Origin of the sequence: Pricia antarctica (assembly GCF_900101815.1) — a bacterium.
Lineage (GTDB): Bacteria > Bacteroidota > Bacteroidia > Flavobacteriales > Flavobacteriaceae > Pricia > Pricia antarctica.
On sequence record NZ_FNAO01000006.1, the window covers coordinates 73,223 to 89,915 of the forward strand.

Genomic DNA, 16,693 nt, shown 5'->3' on the forward strand with positions numbered 1-16,693 from the left:
ACTTTTAGGGCGTATGGCGTGGCGCGAAAAGCACTTAGCCTTCTAAAAAGGAATTTGGACATGCATAAAATTATTGTAATAGGATATCTTTTTATTTTCTTCGGATGTTCCAGCGGCGTATCCAAAGAAGACCTAACCCAGCTCAACGGATATTGGGAAATAGAGCAAGTAGTTTTTCCGGATGGTAACACCAAAGAGTACAAAGTCAGCACTACGGTCGATTATATACAATTGGAAGGCTTGGAGGGATTACGAAAAAAAGTGAGTCCGAAATTCGATGGCACCTATCAAACGTCGGATGACGCCGAGACCTTTACAATTTTGGAAACTGATGGAAGTTTTACCATCAACTACAAAACGGAACTCAGCGAATGGTCCGAAAAATTGGTAGCCCTTGATACCGATACGTTTTCCGTGGTCAATGCAGAAGGTTTTCAATACGATTACAAACGTTTTGAACCGATTTCGATTGAAAAATAGAACTGTTACCCTTCAACCTACAATCCAAAATGGCAAAAAGAAAAAACGACAACCTGAATATGGGCGAGGCCTTACAGGAATTTATCAAAGAAAACCAGCTACAAAAAGGTATGGACAAGGTTGATGTCCGCGAAGCCTGGTCGAATCTAATGGGCAATGGAGTAAGCAACTACACCACTGCCGTCGAACTGCGCAGCGATACCCTTTTCGTATCCCTATCCTCTTCGGTGCTCCGCGAGGAGCTCAGTTTAGGAAAATCAAAAATCATCACCATGCTCAACGAAGAACTCGGCCGAGATTTGGTGAAAAAGTTAGTACTGCGTTGAGGGGCTTAATAGATCTCCCTTCCCGAAAAATGAAACGCCCCTTCGATAGCGGCATTTTCATCACTATCGGAACCATGTACTGCGTTCTCGGCAATATCCGTTGCATATAATTTACGGATGGTTCCCTCGGCGGCATCCTCTGGATTCGTTGCTCCGATCAAGGCTCGAAAATCCTCCACGGCATTTTCCTTTTCAAGAATTGCAGAAACAATGGGGCCACGGGTCATAAAATCTACCAGCTCATCAAAGAACGGCCGCTCTTTGTGAATCGCATAGAATGCTTGGGCATCCCGCTTGCTCAACTGCGTGTATTTCATGGCGACAATGGTAAAGCCTGCGGAAGTTATCTTTTCCAGGATACCACCAATATGTCCATTTTCTACCGCATCGGGCTTTATCATCGTAAAAGTTCTGTGTGTGGTCATTTTTCGAAATTTTGGCAAAAGTACGCTTTCTTCGGTAATCGACAATGTATAAAAGTTTTAAAACCCTATCTTTGCCCGCATGAATTTTGAAGACATCCAAGCGGTAAAAAATCTACTTTCCGAACCGCAAAAAATCGTAATCATACCCCATAAGAATCCAGATGGTGACGCTATTGGCTCGACCTTGGCCCTATGGCATTATTTGAAGTATAGAGGTCATGAAGCAACCGTTATCGTACCGAACGACTATCCCAAATTCTTAAAATGGATGTCCGGCAACGACCAAATCCTTAATTTCGAAAGGGAAAACTCCCAAGCCAAGTCCAAGATTGAAGCCGCCACGTTAATCTTTACGCTGGATTTCAACCATCTTGGAAGAATCGGACAAATGGAAGAGCCTCTTGGAAAGTTAACGGTACCTTTTGTCATGATCGACCATCATCAAGAGCCTTCTGATTATGCAGAGATCATGTACTCCGATGTAACGATGAGCTCCACTTGTGAAATGGTCTATAATTTTATCGAATATCTGGGCGATGCGGAGTCGATCACTCCTGAAATGGCAAGTTGTCTATATACGGGTATCATGACCGATACGGGTTCCTTTAAATTTTCGTCCACCACCGCTAAAACACACCGGGTGGCCGCCCAGCTTATTGAAAAAGGAGCGGAAAGTACCGAGATACACCATCGTGTTTTCGATACCAATACACCGGGCAGACTTCATCTTTTGGGTACGGCGTTGAACAATATGGTCATCTTGAAGGATTATCAGACCGCCTATATCACCCTAAGCCAAGAGGAACTCGACGCCCATAAATACCAAAAAGGCGATACCGAAGGTTTTGTGAATTATGGACTTACGCTCGAAGGTATTATATTTGCCGTGATTTTTATCGAAAATAGGGAAGAGGGCATCATCAAGATATCTTTCCGATCCGTAGGGGATTTTTCGGTCAACGAGTTTGCGCGAAGGCATTTTGAGGGTGGGGGACATACCAATGCCGCTGGTGGTAAAAGTAATACATCGTTGACGGAAACGGCTACTCATTTTGAGTCGCTTTTGGAAGATTATGCGGTGGAACTTGCAAGACCTTCAATTTGAGTTTTGGGAAATAGGAAAAATTACCAGTTCGAAACTATGTCGTATAAACTTAGAATTATAAATTAACTACTAAACTTTTTACCAGTAAACCTCAGGCCGACCTAAATTTTGGAATTTGGTGCTTGGATTTTGGAATTTTTTAAAAGGGATAATGTTTCAAACATATAAAACAATACAATCCGGTTCACTGCTCTTGCTGGTGCTTTTTCTCCTCGGCTGTGGCGGCCCCGAACCACGTAGGCCGGTGGAGGTGAAATCAGGTAGTTTTTTTAAGGCATCCGTCGAACGTAGCAAAGCGCTTTTGGCGAAGGAGGAAAAAAAGATTCAGGAAATCATTGAAAAAGATTCGGCCAACGAATACGTGCAAAGTGCCGCAGGGTCCTGGTATCGTCTCGACGTCGTAAACGCAGCGGCGCAATATAACCCCCGACCTGACGATCTGGTGGTCATGACCTACAATGTGATCGGTTTAAATAACGATACCCTATACACAAAGGATGATATCGGCGTTGTTACCTATAAAGTGGACAAACAGGAATTGTTTCCTGGATTACGAAATAGCGTAAAGTTGTTAAAGGAAGGTGAAACGGCGACATTTTTGTTTCCATCATCCTTGGCTTACGGGTATCATGGTGATGACGAAAAAATTGGAGTCAACGTTCCGATTAAAACTACCCTATCCATCTTAAAAATTGAAAAATATAGGGATAGTGTTCAGTAGTAAGAATAAACCAATAACTTAAGACAAAGTAAACAGTAGGTATTGAACAGTCGGCAAGTAGACAATAATCTCGTTTTCAAATTATTAAATTTTCTTGTCTAAAAGGCAGGTTTTTAAATCACAATCGCTTCAAATCAGTACATCCTCAAATTAAAATTAAAATTCAAGACATGAAAAAAGTATATTTTTTAATGACGCTCGCCATTGCCCTGACCGGCTGCAAAAGCCAATACGCCGAATTGGGTGATGGATTGTTCGCTGATATCCAGACCACGAACGGAGATATCATCGTAAAATTGGAATACGAAAAGACTCCCGTTACGGTGGCCAACTTTATTACCTTGGCCGAAGGCACGAGTCCTTTCGTTTCCGATAGTTTAAAGGGAAAGCCATACTATGACGGAATCATCTTCCACCGGGTCATCAAAGATTTTATGATCCAGACCGGTGATCCGACAGGAACAGGGATGGGCAATCCCGGATATAAATTTATGGACGAGTTCAACGATTCGTTGAAACACGATAAAAAGGGCACGCTCTCCATGGCCAATTCGGGTCCGACCACGAACGGAAGCCAATTCTTTATTACCCACAAACCAACCCCATTTTTAGATGGAAGACATACCGTATTTGGTCATGTTGTCGAAGGTCTTGATGTCGTAGATTCCATTGCTAATGTAGAGACTTCCCAAGAACAAATGACAAAAGATAGACCTTTGGTCGATATTAAGATGGAAAAAGTGTCCATTGTTCGCAACGGAAAGGCGGCCAAAAATTTTGATGCGGTTCAGGTGTTTTCCGATTATTTTAAGGAAGAAGAAGCCCGAATCGCGGCCTTTGAAAAAATGAAATCCGATTTTGTCGCGACGATTGCCGAGCAGAAGGAAACGGCCGAGACGTTGCCGTCGGGTCTAAAAGTTTTTAAACTGGAGGAAGGTAATGGGGAAAAACCGAAAATCGGCCAAAAAGTAAACGTTTTCTATGCCGGCTATTTAGAGGATGGGTCGCTCTTTGACAGTAATTATGAAGCGGTGGCCAAAAAGTATAATATGTTCGATGACCGTAGAAAGCAAGGTGGAGGCTATCAGCCAATTCCGATGGAATACAGTCCAGATGCCCAGCTTATCGCCGGGTTCAAAGAAGGGCTACAACAGATGAAAATTGGTGACAAGATACGTTTGTTCATTCCTTCGCATCTAGGTTATGGCTCCCAAGGAACTGGTCCAATCCCTCCAAACTCCGATTTGGTATTCGATTTAGAGATTACCGGTATCGCGGAATAGGGCGTATGAATCAAACGTTGTAAGAGGTTATTGATAATTTTCGACCGCTACTTCCACCAACGCTGTGACCTCATTTTTACGGTAGCCTTTAGAATATCCTTCTGTGAGATCTGTCCGATCAACTTGCCATCTTCCAAAATAGGAAATCGGCGTCGCTTGTCATTCAGAAATTTGTTGGCGACATCAAAAATGTTCGTGTTGCCGTCAATATCAAGTTGGGCAGGAGGGTCACTTTTTCGGCGCATCTTCCAAAATTGCCAACAAAAATTTCCAGAATTTCTGTACCGACGAAATGCTGACCCGTTCGTCGGGGGAGTGGGCTCCGTTAATAGTGGGACCAAAGCTAATCATATCCAAATCGGGATAGTTTTGGCCCAATATACCACATTCCAATCCCGCATGGCAGGCGGCCACTTTCGGATTTTCTTTAAAGAGTTCTTTGTACTTGGCTTCTGCAATTTTCAAAACCGAGGAATTGGGATTTGGTGTCCAACCCGGATATTCACCATTAAATTGGACATCACAACGTGCCAGTTCGAAAGCGGATCTTAAGGTATTGGCTAGGTCCATTTTGGCCGAATCCACTGAAGATCGGGTCAGGCAATTGATGAGGATTGCCCCATCACTGACGGCTACACGTGCAATATTGTTCGAGGTTTCGACCAAATCGGGAATGGTCGCATTCATGGCATAGACACCGTTATGGGCCGCATAGATTCCCTTTAGCAAACGTTCTTGGGCGCCAAGACCCATGATCATATTCGGTGCAGACGTTTGTTCGAGGGTTATGGCCAGCGTCGGCTCCAAGCTTTGTAGCTCTTTCTTAATGGTAACCGCCAGTTTCATCATTGCGGTCTCGAACTCCTCGATCTGGGATTTCAGAACGACCAGCTTGGCGACGCTTTCACGAGGAATCGCATTACGGAGTCCGCCTCCGTCGATTTCCGCTAGGCGCATCATGAAATTGTTGGAGGCGTGGTATAGCAAACGGTTCATGATTTTGTTCGCATTGCCCAACCCTCGGTGGATGTCAATACCGCTATGCCCACCTTGAAGTCCCTTGACTTTTATTTCATATGCAGTAACGGCTCTTGGTACCGGTTTTCCGTTGTATCTTCTAGTGGCGGTCACGTCGATACCACCGGCGCAGCCGATGTCGAGCTCATCATCTTCTTCGGTGTCGAGGTTTAAGAGGATTTCCCCCTGAAGAACGCCTCCTTCGAGCCCCATCGCCCCGGTCATTCCCGTTTCTTCGTCAATCGTAAAAAGGGCTTCCAAAGCAGGATGCTTGATGACTTTACTCTCCAAAAGGGCCATTATCGCCGCTACACCCATGCCGTTATCCGCGCCAAGGGTAGTACCGTCTGCCATTACCCAGTCGCCGTCCACCAACATTTTTATCCCTTGGGTTTGGAAGTCGAATTCCGTGTCCGCATTCTTCTGGTGTACCATATCGAGGTGAGACTGTAAGGTAATCATCTTACAATTGTCCATACCCTTGCTGGCCGGTTTTCGGATGATGACGTTTCCTACCGCATCCTTTAAGGTTTCCAATTTGAGGGATTTTCCGAAGTCCATCATAAATTGAATGACCTTTTCTTCTTTTTTCGAGGGTCTTGGTACGGCGTTCAGGTCGGCAAATTTGTTCCAGACCTCCGTAGGCTTTAGTTTTCGTATCGCTTCGTTCATGGAATGTTGTTTTTTTCAAAAATACACCGTCAAAAATTGATATGGCGTATTATTGGTTAATTTTGATGCCCGAAAGGATGAAATTTTAATCCGTATCGATTTGAACGACAAATTAAGGAATGGCATTGCGCTAAGCCTGATACCCCAGTTGCTTTTTGTACTATGGCTCGGCAGTCGGCCCGATTTGGTCGAAACCTATTACAGCAACGGCATCTATCCGGTTATCAGCCAATTTTTTAGGATACTTTTTGGATGGATACCCTTTTCTATCGGCGAGATGCTCTATACGTTGTTGATCATATTGGCCGTTCGGTACCTATTTACAAATCGGACAAAAATCAAAAAGCATCCTTGGCTTTTCCTTAGGAACGTTGTACTGGTGTTTTCCGTTTTCTATTTTACCTTCAATTTGGTCTGGGCCCTCAATTACTACCGCATCCCGATAGCGGAGCAATTCGCCATCCGCGACAGCGTAACCCCTTCCGAAGTCATTGACCTGACGGAAAAATTGATTGTAAAGACCAATCGCCTGCAATTGGAAATAACGGGGGACAGCACCGAAATGGTGCACGTGCCCTATGATGGCAACACCATTTTCGACAAAACCGTTGAAGAATACAGTCGTATTGGAGAGGAACTCCCTTTACTAACCTATTCCCATCCAAGCGTTAAAAAAGCAACCCTTGGCATCTTGGCCAGCTACATGGGTATCGGAGGCTATCTGAACCCCTTTACCAACGAGGCCCAAGTGAACGGCCTGACTCCGGTCTTTCGTCTGCCGGTCGTTACCGCCCATGAAATCGGACACCAGGTGGGCTATGCCAAAGAAAATGAGACGAATTTTATCGGTTATCTGGTTACCCTGAAAACCGAGGATATCTATTTTCAGTATTCCGCCACGGCCTACGCCCTAAGCCATTGTCTTACCGCGGTCCGCAGAACCGATGAGCAAAAGTTCGAAGGGCTATTCGCCAAGGTAAATTTCGGGGTGCAAGAGAATTATAGGGAGTTGTACGAATTCAATCTAAGTTATGCCAACCCCTTCGAACCTATTTTTAAATCCATCTTCAGCACCTTCCTAAAAGCGAACCAACAGAAGGAGGGTATCAAGAGTTATAGTAAGATCGTGGAACTGATGGTCGGGTATCATGAGAAATATCCGGTGTAAAGTTCAAGTTCAAAATCAGAAGTTTATGAACGTACCCAGCTACAATTTCGGACTTCGTACTTCCCATTTCTTTTCCTAATTTTAAACCCGACGAAAAATACTACGACGAATGAGAAAAATACAACTTTTGGTCCTCGCACTTTTGGCGGGCTCTACTTTTTCTTTTGCACAGGAATACTTTCCGAAAAATGACGGTGTCAAGGCCGAGAACAACAACTATACCGCCCTTACCAATGCTAAAATACACGTAACACCCACGGAGGTTATCGATGGGGGTACGCTATTGTTTCGAAAGGGCAAGGTAGTCGCCGTCGGCCAATCGGTGACCCTACCTAAAAATACGGTGGTGATTGATATTAGTGGGAAATCCGTTTATCCCTCTTTTATCGATATTTATTCTGGTTTCGGGGTGGAAAAACCGGAAAAAGCAAAATCGGACGGGCGTTCTGCGGAGTTCGATACCTCACGGGAAGGTTTCTACTGGAACGACCATATCATGCCTGAAAACGAGGCGGTCGCTAAATTCGAATACGATGATACCGTGGCCAAAACCCTTAGGGAAGCGGGCTTTGGAGTAGTCAACTCTCACATACAGGATGGTATCGCTCGGGGAACGGGAGTGCTAGTCGCACTGAACGGTGCTGGAAACGATGGCGAGCGCATCATAGATGACCGATCTGCCCAGTATTTCTCGTTTGAAAAAAGTATCGCAAAAAAACAGTCGTATCCGACCTCCTTGATGGGCGCAATGGCGCTGTTGCGTCAAATGTATTATGATGCCGATTGGTACGCCAAAGGTACTATTGAGACCAAGGACCGTTCTCTTGAAGCCCTGAATAAAAACAAGGGGCTCGTTCAAATATTCGGGGCAGACGATAAGGGGAATGTCATCCGGGCCGATGGTATTGGGGATGCTTTTGGAATACAATATGCGATTTTAGGCGGTGGGGACGAATACGAGCGAGTGGCCGATATCAAGGCGACGAACGCCAAACTGATCCTGCCCTTGAATTTTCCGGAAGCCTACGAGGTTTCAGACCCCTATGCTTCCGGATATGTCAATTTAAAGGATATGCGGCATTGGAACCAGGCTCCGGCCAATCCTAAAATCCTGGCGGATAACGATATCGCTTTTTCCTTTACGCTGTACGACCTGAAAACCCCTGCAGACTTCAAGGAAAAACTCTTGAAGGCCATTGCATACGGTCTTCCCAAAACCAAGGCTTTAGAGGCGCTGACCACTGTTCCTGCACAGATTCTAGGAAAATCGGCGGCAATAGGTACGCTGCAAAAGGGCAGTTATGCCAATTTCTTGGTGACTTCGGGGGATGTTTTTGACAAAGAAACAGAACTCTACGAAAACTGGGTGCAAGGCACTAAAAATGTAGTCAATGATTTGACGTTGAAGGATATCCGTGGGGAATATGATTTAACGGCATCCGGACAGACCTTCAAACTTTCCATAAAGGGAGAAGCTGGAAGTCCCAATGCGGAAGTTAAACAGGATACCGCCAAATTGAAATCCAAATTCAGCTATGCCGACGGGTGGATGGCGCTTTCTTTCGCCACAAAAGACGGAGAAGAAAACTACCGCATGACGGGCCTGATCAATAAAACTTCGGATGAATTAAACGGCAAGGCCGTGCTTCCAAATGGTAGCGAAACCGTTTTTAAAGCGATAAAAACTTCTCCATTTACCGAAAAGGACACATCCGAAAAGGACAAAAAAGATAAGAAAGACCACGAAAAGGATGCTCCAGAAATGGTCGCGGTGACCTATCCCAATGTAGGCTACGGCTATTCTTCCATCCCCAAACCCGAAAATATCCTTTTTAAAAACGCCACAGTCTGGACCAGCGAGGATGCAGGTATCCTCGAAAGCACCGATGTACTTGTAAAGGATGGAAAAATCTCCAAAATTGGAAAAAATCTCCGTGGCGGAAACGCCCAAGTCATCGATGCGACAGGCAAACACCTAACGGCTGGTATCATCGACGAACATAGCCACATTGGAGCCTTGGCCATCAACGAGGCCGGACAGAACTCATCCGCCGAGGTAAAGATGACCGATGTAGTCGATCCTGAAGATGTTGGTATTTATTATGCCTTGGCAGGTGGGGTTACTTCCCTTCAGCTGTTACATGGCTCTGCCAACCCTATCGGCGGGCAATCCGCTATCCTGAAATTGAAATGGGGAGAAAGTGCAGCGCATATGAGCTATGACAACTCCCCGAAATTCATCAAGTTTGCCCTTGGCGAAAACGTCAAACAGAGTAATTGGGACAGCCACACCCGTTTTCCTCAAACGCGTATGGGCGTTGAACAGGTGTTTACGAACTACTTTCAGCGCGCGAAGGAATACGAGGCCAAAAAGAAAAGCGGCGAACCCTATCGCACCGACGAGGAAATGGAGACCTTGGTAGAGATATTAAACGGCGATCGGTTTATCACGTGTCATAGTTACGTGCAGAGCGAAATCAATATGATGATGAAAGTCGCGGAGAAATTCGGGTTTCGGATCAATACGTTCACCCATATTCTTGAAGGCTACAAGGTGGCGGATAAAATGGCCGAGCATGGCGTGGGTGCCGGCACGTTCAGTGACTGGTGGGCCTATAAGTACGAGGTGAACGATGCCATTCCCTATAACGCAGCCATCATGCACGACCAAGGCATCACCGTGGCGATCAATAGCGATGATGGCGAAATGATCCGTAGGCTGAACCAGGAGGCCGGCAAAACGATAAAGTATGGGGGAATCACCGAACTGGAAGCCTGGAAAATGGTGACCATCAATCCCGCAAAACTCCTACATCTCGACAATCGAACCGGAAGTATCAAAGAAGGCAAGGATGCCGATTTGGTGTTGTGGAGCGACAATCCACTGTCCGTTTACGCCAATGCCGAAAAAACGGTCATCGATGGTGCTACCTATTTCGATCTCGAAAAAGACAAGCAACAGCGCGAGGCCATCAAAGAAGAGCGTAACCAACTCATCAACATGATGCTAAAGGAAAAAGCCGAAGGTGGAGAAACCCAAAAACCAAAGCAGGATAAGAAGGAGGCGATGCATTGTGAGAGTGGGGTAGGTGCGAAGTAAAATGTAATAGTTGATTATGAAAAAAATAATAGAATTTATAGTACTGTCAATGGGCACCGTATTTTCAGGGGCAGCCCAACAAACTCCTGCTCCATCTCAATCCGAGCCGGTTGTCATCGAAGGCGCGACCGCACATTTGGGCAATGGAGAGATTATTGAAAACTCCCTGATCATGTTCGAGGACGGGAAATTGACCTTTGTAGGGCCCGCAACGACTAAAATTGCCAGAAATGGTACACAGATAAAAGGCAAGGGTAAACATGTGTATCCCGGATTTATTGCGCCCAGCACTTCCTTGGGTTTGATCGAGATAGATGCAGTACGGGCTACGGATGACCAAGAAGAACTGGGTGAAATGATTCCCCATGTGCGAAGCCTTATCGCCTATAATGCGGAATCGAAAGTGGTGGAATCCATGCGGCCCAATGGTGTGTTGCTGGGGCAGATCACTCCAATGGGAGGCCGTATTTCCGGAACCTCGTCCATTGTACAGTTCGATGCTTGGAACTGGGAAGACGCCGCGGTAAAAGTTGATGACGGTATTCACTTGCGATGGCCGAACACCTTCCGACAAGGAAAATGGTGGGAGGGCGAGGAACGCGGCTATCAACCGAATGAAAAATATGAGGAACAGGTAACGGAGGTCGAAGTATTCTTGAGGAATGCCAACGCTTACGGTGATGGTAACGGTGAAGATATGAATCCCGCTTTTGCAGCCATGCAGGGTTCTTTCGACGGTTCCAAGAAAGTATACGTATATGCCGATGGCGAGAAGGAAATCATCGATGCCATCACCTTGTCTAAAAAGGCGGGTGTAAAAAACGTTGTATTGGTAGGCGGTTATCATGCTTATAAAATCACCGATTTTCTAAAGGAGAACAAGGTACCCGTACTCGCACAGTTGACCCATAACCTCCCCGTTTTTGAGGATGAGGATTATGACCTGCCCTACAAATTGCCCAAACTTTTGGTCGATGCGGGATTACTTGTCGGATTACAGAATGGAGAGGCCTCCAACTTCCAGACCCGCAACCTGGCCTTCTACGCCGGACAGCTCGTGGGGCAGGGAATGGACAAAGAAAAAGCCCTTCAATTGATAACCGGTAACACCGCTAAAATCTTAGGTATCGATGAAAACTACGGCACTTTGGCGGAAGGTAAAAGTGCCACGCTTTTTATATCGGAAGGCGATGCCCTTGATATGCGGAGCAATCAGTTGACCCACGCCTTTATCGATGGCCGTGAAATTTCCCTCGAAACCCACCAGACGGCGCTATGGAGGAAATATTCTGGAAAGTATAGGGGAAATCAGAGATGAGCAAACTTTACCAGCCGGATGGGGGTTTATCGGCAATTGTCGCAAAGGAGGCACAAGGTTTGCCAAGCAGTTAAAATTGCGGTAGTACCTTTTGTGTATTTGCTATCGGTAGCAAAATTGTCAATGTGGGCTGCTATGGACTATTCGGGGGCAATGGTTAATCTGCAGATGGAAGACCTAGCAGATTTTGAAAACGGGCTAAATCAAGGCCCGATTTAAACACAAGAAATAAGCTCAAATGCATTCCCTTTCGCAATTTCTGTTTCCCCTGCTGGCACGCAAATGAATCCATCTGTTTTTGCCAAGCTTACTAAATCTCCCGACCCGTTGCCCTGTACTAATTTTGCGAGAAGCTTTCCTTTTCGCCGCTCCGTTCGTACTTGAAGAAAAAGGGTTAAGTTGGATTGCGGCTGAACAGTCTCATCTAAAATTACATGTTGTTTTTCCATTTCGATACCCAATGTTTTCGACAACCACGGCAAAAAGTAGACGTGATAGTTCGCAAAAGTGGATACGGGATTTCCGGGAAAAGAAAAAACCACTTTTTTATGGGCTATCTGTATGCCGAACCAAAAAGGCTTTCCTGGCCGTTGCGACACGCGATGGAAGATTTTCTCTACACCCAAGGCCTCCAGGGCATCGGGAATAAAATCGAATTTTCCTTTCGATACTCCTCCGCTGAGCATCAGTACGTCGAATTCCGCCAAGGCTTTTTGAAGTTTCTTTTCAACAACCGTACGGTCATCTGCCAAATGTAATTGTGTAGGAAAAATTTTGATTTTTTCCAAAGCCGCCGTTAATGAAAGCATGTTAGATTTTCGTATCTGATGAGGTAAGGGAGTTTCCGAAACTTCGACGAGTTCATTTCCTGTCGAAACGACACAGACTTTGGGTAATTTTTTGACTAAAACCTCGGTTTTGCCGACCGAGGCTAGGACACCAATTACAGCGGCGGTTATTTTTCTGCCTTTCTCCAATAACACGGCGCCTGCTTTTTCATCGCTACCTTGTCTATGTATATTTTGGCCTTTTTTTGGTGTTTTTGATAGTATCGCCCATCCGTCCTTGATTGCCGTTTCTTCGTACATGACGATGGTGTCGGCGGCTTTCGGAAGTACGGCCCCTGTCATGATTTCAAAACAGTTGGCATCCGAAGAAAGCGTTTGTTGCGCCATACCTGCGCTTAAAGTCCCCACGATTTTAAAGCGGTCGTTTCCCTGTTCGATGGCGGAAAAATGAATGGCAATACCATCTTTGGTAGAGCGGTCAAAAGGTGGGAAGTCCCTATCGGCCTTGATAACCTCGGCTAGAATACGGCCGGTACTCTGCAATAAGGTAACCTGTTCATTTCCTAGATTTAAGGGGTGATCCAAAACGTTTTGGAATGCTTCTTCGAAAGAAATCATGGTGCGGTAACAAGATTATTTGATTTAAAAACTGGGTCACAAATTAGCAATCGTGAAACGAACCTACCTAGGCTGGTTTTTATCCCCTCTCTGAGGAACGCCCCAAGCTGAACGCCATTTGGAAACAGGCGGCGAAATCTCTGAAATCGGGGAAGAGTGCCGTATTACTTGCTTTGAGTCCCCAGCCAGATTTGTCGTCTATAATCAAGAACTTTTTTCTTCTTTGAGCCCGGCTAAATATTCGATCAGATCACGCAACTCCCGTTTCGTAATCAGCTTGCCCATAGCAGGCATCGCCGATGGCATATTTTCCCTTTTTTCGATGCGAGCAGCTGGAATTTCCAAAGGTTCGGCGGCATTGGTTCGAAGGGTGAGTCCTTCTTCGGTTTCCTCCTCCAAAATGCCGTTTACTTTTTGACCGTCTTTTAAGGTCAGGGCCACACTACCGTATCCGGGTGCCAAACGTGCGCTTGGTTCGATCAATGCTTCTAGAAGCTGTTCTCGGGTCAGCGTGTTTCCGATATTTTCCAAGTGTGGACCTACGTCGCCTCCGGCTGCGCCAACGGCATGGCAACGCGTACACTGGGCAGTGGGGTTGTTGTTGAAGACTCGCCATCCCTGTCGGGCGTTACCCCCTTGCAGGGTTTCTTCGTAGGCGGCCAATGGGTCGCCGCTGTCTTTTGGGGTGTCCAATTGGGCGATCAATTTTTCGGAATCTGTGGCTTTAACGGCTTCGGTCAAGTCAAGCACGATACTTTCATCTAGCTGATCGGCATTTGCTTGGGCAATTAATTTTTCTAGGACATCGCCACTTTTTTCCAAGGGGAGTTTCCCCAAAACACTCAACAACTCTTGCTGTTCGCGTACCGATCCCTTTTTGAAAATCGGATTGACGATGGCCGGAAGTTTTTCCTTCGAAATATCCATTTGGGGAATCAGTCCCAAAGCGGTAGCCCTAACTTGTTGGTCTTTATCTTGCATACCTAGGGCCATGGCGGTTTCGATATCCGTGAATTGTAGCCGACCTAGAGCCTTTAAGGCAGCGGAACGAACGTCAGCGGATTGGTTTGTCCGCATTATCTGAAGCAATTTTTTATTGTGGGAATCGATACCAAGATTGGCCAAGGTCTTCGAAATACCTATCAGAATTTCAGGATTTTTATCCTCCAAAAATATAGGAATATCCTTCTCGATTTTCTCCTTGACCGTATTAGCGTCCCGTTTTATCTCGCCTCTATATCGGCCATCGACCCTATCGAGTACGGAAGGTTCGGCCCAAGTACCAATGGCCGCCAGAGCCTCTCCCCTTAAAGTATCCGACACACTTTTTCTTTTGGCAAAGGCAAGCAGATTTTCCAATGCCGGGTCGCTACCGACCCGTAGTGCCGCGTTGATACCCCGACGCAACAAAGGTTCGGAGGTGAATTTTTCAACGGTCAATACCTCCGCCAATTCCGGAAGGGCTTTTTCGATGGACCAATCGTCGTTGATGGCACGAGCGGCTTCGGTGACGATGTATTCGTCCTTATCTTGGAGGAATTTTGCTACGCGTGGGTCCTGCCATTTGCGCAGGATCAAAACCGCGGCAATGCGAAGGCTGCGGTCGGGATTATCCGCCAAGGCAACTATCGGTTCCTTTTTTCCTATTCGCGAAAGTGCGAGCACAGCGGCGTGTCGTAGGTATAGATCTTTGTCGTTGTTTGCGGCAATCATATCCAATAGGGGTTGTACGGCCGATTCTTGGTGTATTCTCCCTAAAGCTTGCGCCGCAAAGAACTTGATTCTCGGATTTACGTTTTTTAGAAGGGGAATCAACTCCGGTCCTGCGTCCTTATATTTAACATCCCCTAATATTTTCACGGCTTGCGCGATGATTTCGGGATCTTTGTCCGACAAAAGTCCCGTAAGTGGTTCAGCCTTGTCCAAATCGTTTGCGGCGAGCTGACCGATACCCCAGATAGCGTGAATGCGCGCGAGCTGGTCTTTACCATCCTTGATCACCCCATTAAAAGCTGTATCTCCTGAACCGCTTTTCACCAAGGCGAACTGCGCTTTTTGACGGATGCGCATATCGGGGTAGGCGAGCAATGCTACCAATTTGTCCGTCGATTGGTCTTCGTAGTCCAAGGTCATCAACCGCTCGGTTTCTTGACGCTGTTTGGCGAGGTCATTTTCAGTATCCGTAACGTCAAGCTTCCAGACGCGGCCGTAGTTTTTGGTGTTCCATCCATTGATCCAATCTGCCACATAAAGGGCGCCATCGGGACCGAATTCGATACCGGTCGGCAAAACCCCGCTCAAGATGCTTTCGTCGGTGTCCAATTCAAAACTGGCACCCTTTGGTTTTAGATCAAAGGCCCAAATATGTGATCGATCGGGATTGCCGACAAATTCGACCAGAAAAAACTTGTCCAACCACTTTTTACCTAAGGCCGTTCCAGGATTATATTGCATGCCCGTTGGACCATTGTGGAAATTTTGGATAGGAGGGATGATATAGGCCGCCTGACCTTCCCATCTGGGGGTGAACATTTTTTCATCCATCCAAACATTGTAGCCGTTGTTCTGGGGGTCCGTATATTTTCCATACTGCCAATTGGAGCGCCATCCGGCATCGGACCCTTCTACGACATGCACCAAACGCTCGCTTTCTCCCGCGTGGTCGCCATCGTTGTCCGAAGAAATGATATTGCCATAGGCATCGAAAACGAATTCGTGGGTATTGCGAAGACCATGGGCGAAAACCTCGAAATCGCTGCCATCGGGATTGCTGCGTACGATGATCCCTTGGTTGGGATAGAAATGTTCAATGTCTTTTTGATCCGTAATATTAGCGCCGATATCGCCGATGCCCCAGTAGATTTTTCCATCCGGACCCTCAATGGCACCGGACATGCCGTGTCCGCCAAAGCCGATATGTACATCGAAACCATGGGAAATGGATGTTTTTTCGTCCAAAACTAAATCATTGTTGGTATCGGTAAGCCGCCACATATCGGGACCTACGCCTACAAAAACATCGTTGTCGCGAACGAGTAAAGCACCGGCAACATCGGTAATCTCTTCGTTGAAATCTTCGAGAATGCGGGTAGATCGGTCAGCAGTACCGTTATTATTGCTGTCTTCCAACATCCACACTTCCTCTTTTTCAACGGCGAGATCTTTCCAGTCGTGTGAGCCGTCTCCGTTCAGGTCGGCAAGCCATTCATTTTCTGCGCTCTTTTCGGGCGCAAAGGTCGCGTGCAGAAATTCGCGCCTTTGTTCTACGGATTGCAAGGCGATGGAGGCGGTCATCCAATCTTGATGCCCACGGATATCGAACTCCGAATTTTTTTGGCGATTGGTACGGGTCAGGTACACCTTACCCTCGTTGTCGATGGACATCGCAATGGGATCGGGAGCCAACGAGTCTGAGGCCCAAAGTTTAAGTTCAAGGCCCTCTGCAATTTTTGGGGTAATACTTTCCCGTATCTCTTTGGCCCTGTTTACTTCAGTAAGGGAGTCCTCTTGAATGACCAAGGGTTTTTCCTTAGGTTTTTTTGGGGTGGTATCGCAGGAAACGAAGAGGAGTAACGAGGTAAAAAGTACAATGAGGGAATTGGGTTTGAAGTTCGATTTCATAGTCAGTATTAGCGTATTATTAGATGATAGGTGAAGGGGTACATAGTGTCG

At 46.3% G+C, this 16,693-nt stretch carries 12 protein-coding genes and 1 pseudogene; 8 read left to right on the forward strand and 5 right to left on the reverse strand.

Annotation, left to right across the window (positions count from 1 at the left end; translation table 11 throughout):
- The first annotated feature begins 60 nt into the window (after window positions 1-60).
- Complete coding sequence (locus BLT07_RS12350; RefSeq protein WP_091869137.1) at window positions 61-480, forward strand: hypothetical protein; 420 nt, start codon at window positions 61-63, stop codon at window positions 478-480.
- Between the two features lie 29 nt (window positions 481-509).
- A complete protein-coding gene (locus BLT07_RS12355; protein WP_091869138.1) occupies window positions 510-806 on the forward strand; it encodes a DciA family protein in 297 nt (98 codons plus the stop codon).
- A gap of 5 nt (window positions 807-811) precedes the next feature.
- On the opposite strand, the gene BLT07_RS12360 is transcribed toward BLT07_RS12355, so the two are convergent.
- A complete protein-coding gene (locus tag BLT07_RS12360) occupies window positions 812-1,231 on the reverse strand; it encodes a nucleoside-diphosphate kinase (protein WP_091869847.1) in 420 nt (139 codons plus the stop codon).
- 79 nt (window positions 1,232-1,310) lie between these two features.
- On the opposite strand from BLT07_RS12360, the gene BLT07_RS12365 reads away from it, so the two are divergent.
- From BLT07_RS12365 to BLT07_RS12375, 3 genes are all read left to right on the forward strand, one after another.
- A complete protein-coding gene (locus BLT07_RS12365; RefSeq protein WP_091869140.1) occupies window positions 1,311-2,336 on the forward strand; it encodes a DHH family phosphoesterase in 1,026 nt (341 codons plus the stop codon).
- Between the two features lie 151 nt (window positions 2,337-2,487).
- On the forward strand, window positions 2,488-3,057 hold the full coding sequence (gene gldI / locus BLT07_RS12370; protein WP_175455327.1) for a gliding motility-associated peptidyl-prolyl isomerase GldI: 570 nt from the start codon (window positions 2,488-2,490) through the stop codon (window positions 3,055-3,057).
- Between the two features lie 170 nt (window positions 3,058-3,227).
- Complete coding sequence (locus tag BLT07_RS12375; protein ID WP_091869142.1) at window positions 3,228-4,340, forward strand: peptidylprolyl isomerase; 1,113 nt, start codon at window positions 3,228-3,230, stop codon at window positions 4,338-4,340.
- A gap of 47 nt (window positions 4,341-4,387) precedes the next feature.
- Here BLT07_RS12375 and BLT07_RS12380 read toward each other — a convergent pair.
- Window positions 4,388-4,549, reverse strand: a pseudogene (locus BLT07_RS12380) (CBS domain-containing protein); the annotation flags it as partial.
- A gap of 19 nt (window positions 4,550-4,568) precedes the next feature.
- A complete protein-coding gene (locus BLT07_RS12385; protein WP_091869144.1) occupies window positions 4,569-6,029 on the reverse strand; it encodes an aminoacyl-histidine dipeptidase in 1,461 nt (486 codons plus the stop codon).
- Window positions 6,030-6,129: 100 nt separating this feature from the next.
- On the opposite strand from BLT07_RS12385, the gene BLT07_RS12390 reads away from it, so the two are divergent.
- The 3 genes from BLT07_RS12390 (at window position 6,130) to BLT07_RS12400 (ending at window position 11,615) form a co-directional block, all read left to right on the forward strand.
- Entirely contained in the window at window positions 6,130-7,197 is a 1,068-nt protein-coding gene (locus tag BLT07_RS12390) for a DUF3810 domain-containing protein (protein WP_091869853.1), read from the forward strand.
- 109 nt (window positions 7,198-7,306) lie between these two features.
- Complete coding sequence (locus tag BLT07_RS12395) at window positions 7,307-10,297, forward strand: amidohydrolase family protein (protein ID WP_091869146.1); 2,991 nt, start codon at window positions 7,307-7,309, stop codon at window positions 10,295-10,297.
- Between the two features lie 16 nt (window positions 10,298-10,313).
- Entirely contained in the window at window positions 10,314-11,615 is a 1,302-nt protein-coding gene (locus BLT07_RS12400) for an amidohydrolase family protein (protein ID WP_091869148.1), read from the forward strand.
- Window positions 11,616-11,830: 215 nt separating this feature from the next.
- Here the strand turns inward: BLT07_RS12400 and BLT07_RS12410 are convergent, their stop codons facing one another.
- Entirely contained in the window at window positions 11,831-13,021 is a 1,191-nt protein-coding gene (locus tag BLT07_RS12410) for a molybdopterin molybdotransferase MoeA (RefSeq protein ID WP_091869152.1), read from the reverse strand.
- 204 nt (window positions 13,022-13,225) lie between these two features.
- The gene (locus BLT07_RS12415) at window positions 13,226-16,642 is read right to left on the reverse strand and encodes a DUF7133 domain-containing protein (protein ID WP_091869154.1); all 3,417 of its coding nucleotides are present in this window, start codon (window positions 16,640-16,642) and stop codon (window positions 13,226-13,228) included.
- Window positions 16,643-16,693 lie beyond the last annotated feature (51 nt).

Excerpts from the sequence above, each read along its gene's own strand:
- BLT07_RS12350 (WP_091869137.1), top strand. The coding sequence starts at position 61 with ATGCATAAAATTATTGTAATAGGATATCTTTTTATTTTCTTCGGATGT.
- BLT07_RS12355 (WP_091869138.1), top strand. The coding sequence starts at position 510 with ATGGCAAAAAGAAAAAACGACAACCTGAATATGGGCGAGGCCTTACAG.
- BLT07_RS12360 (WP_091869847.1), bottom strand. The coding sequence starts at position 1,231 with ATGACCACACACAGAACTTTTACGATGATAAAGCCCGATGCGGTAGAA.
- BLT07_RS12365 (WP_091869140.1), top strand. The coding sequence starts at position 1,311 with ATGAATTTTGAAGACATCCAAGCGGTAAAAAATCTACTTTCCGAACCG.
- gldI (WP_175455327.1), top strand. The coding sequence starts at position 2,488 with ATGTTTCAAACATATAAAACAATACAATCCGGTTCACTGCTCTTGCTG.
- BLT07_RS12375 (WP_091869142.1), top strand. The coding sequence starts at position 3,228 with ATGAAAAAAGTATATTTTTTAATGACGCTCGCCATTGCCCTGACCGGC.
- BLT07_RS12385 (WP_091869144.1), bottom strand. The coding sequence starts at position 6,029 with ATGAACGAAGCGATACGAAAACTAAAGCCTACGGAGGTCTGGAACAAA.
- BLT07_RS12395 (WP_091869146.1), top strand. The coding sequence starts at position 7,307 with ATGAGAAAAATACAACTTTTGGTCCTCGCACTTTTGGCGGGCTCTACT.
- BLT07_RS12400 (WP_091869148.1), top strand. The coding sequence starts at position 10,314 with ATGAAAAAAATAATAGAATTTATAGTACTGTCAATGGGCACCGTATTT.
- BLT07_RS12410 (WP_091869152.1), bottom strand. The coding sequence starts at position 13,021 with ATGATTTCTTTCGAAGAAGCATTCCAAAACGTTTTGGATCACCCCTTA.
- BLT07_RS12415 (WP_091869154.1), bottom strand. The coding sequence starts at position 16,642 with ATGAAATCGAACTTCAAACCCAATTCCCTCATTGTACTTTTTACCTCG.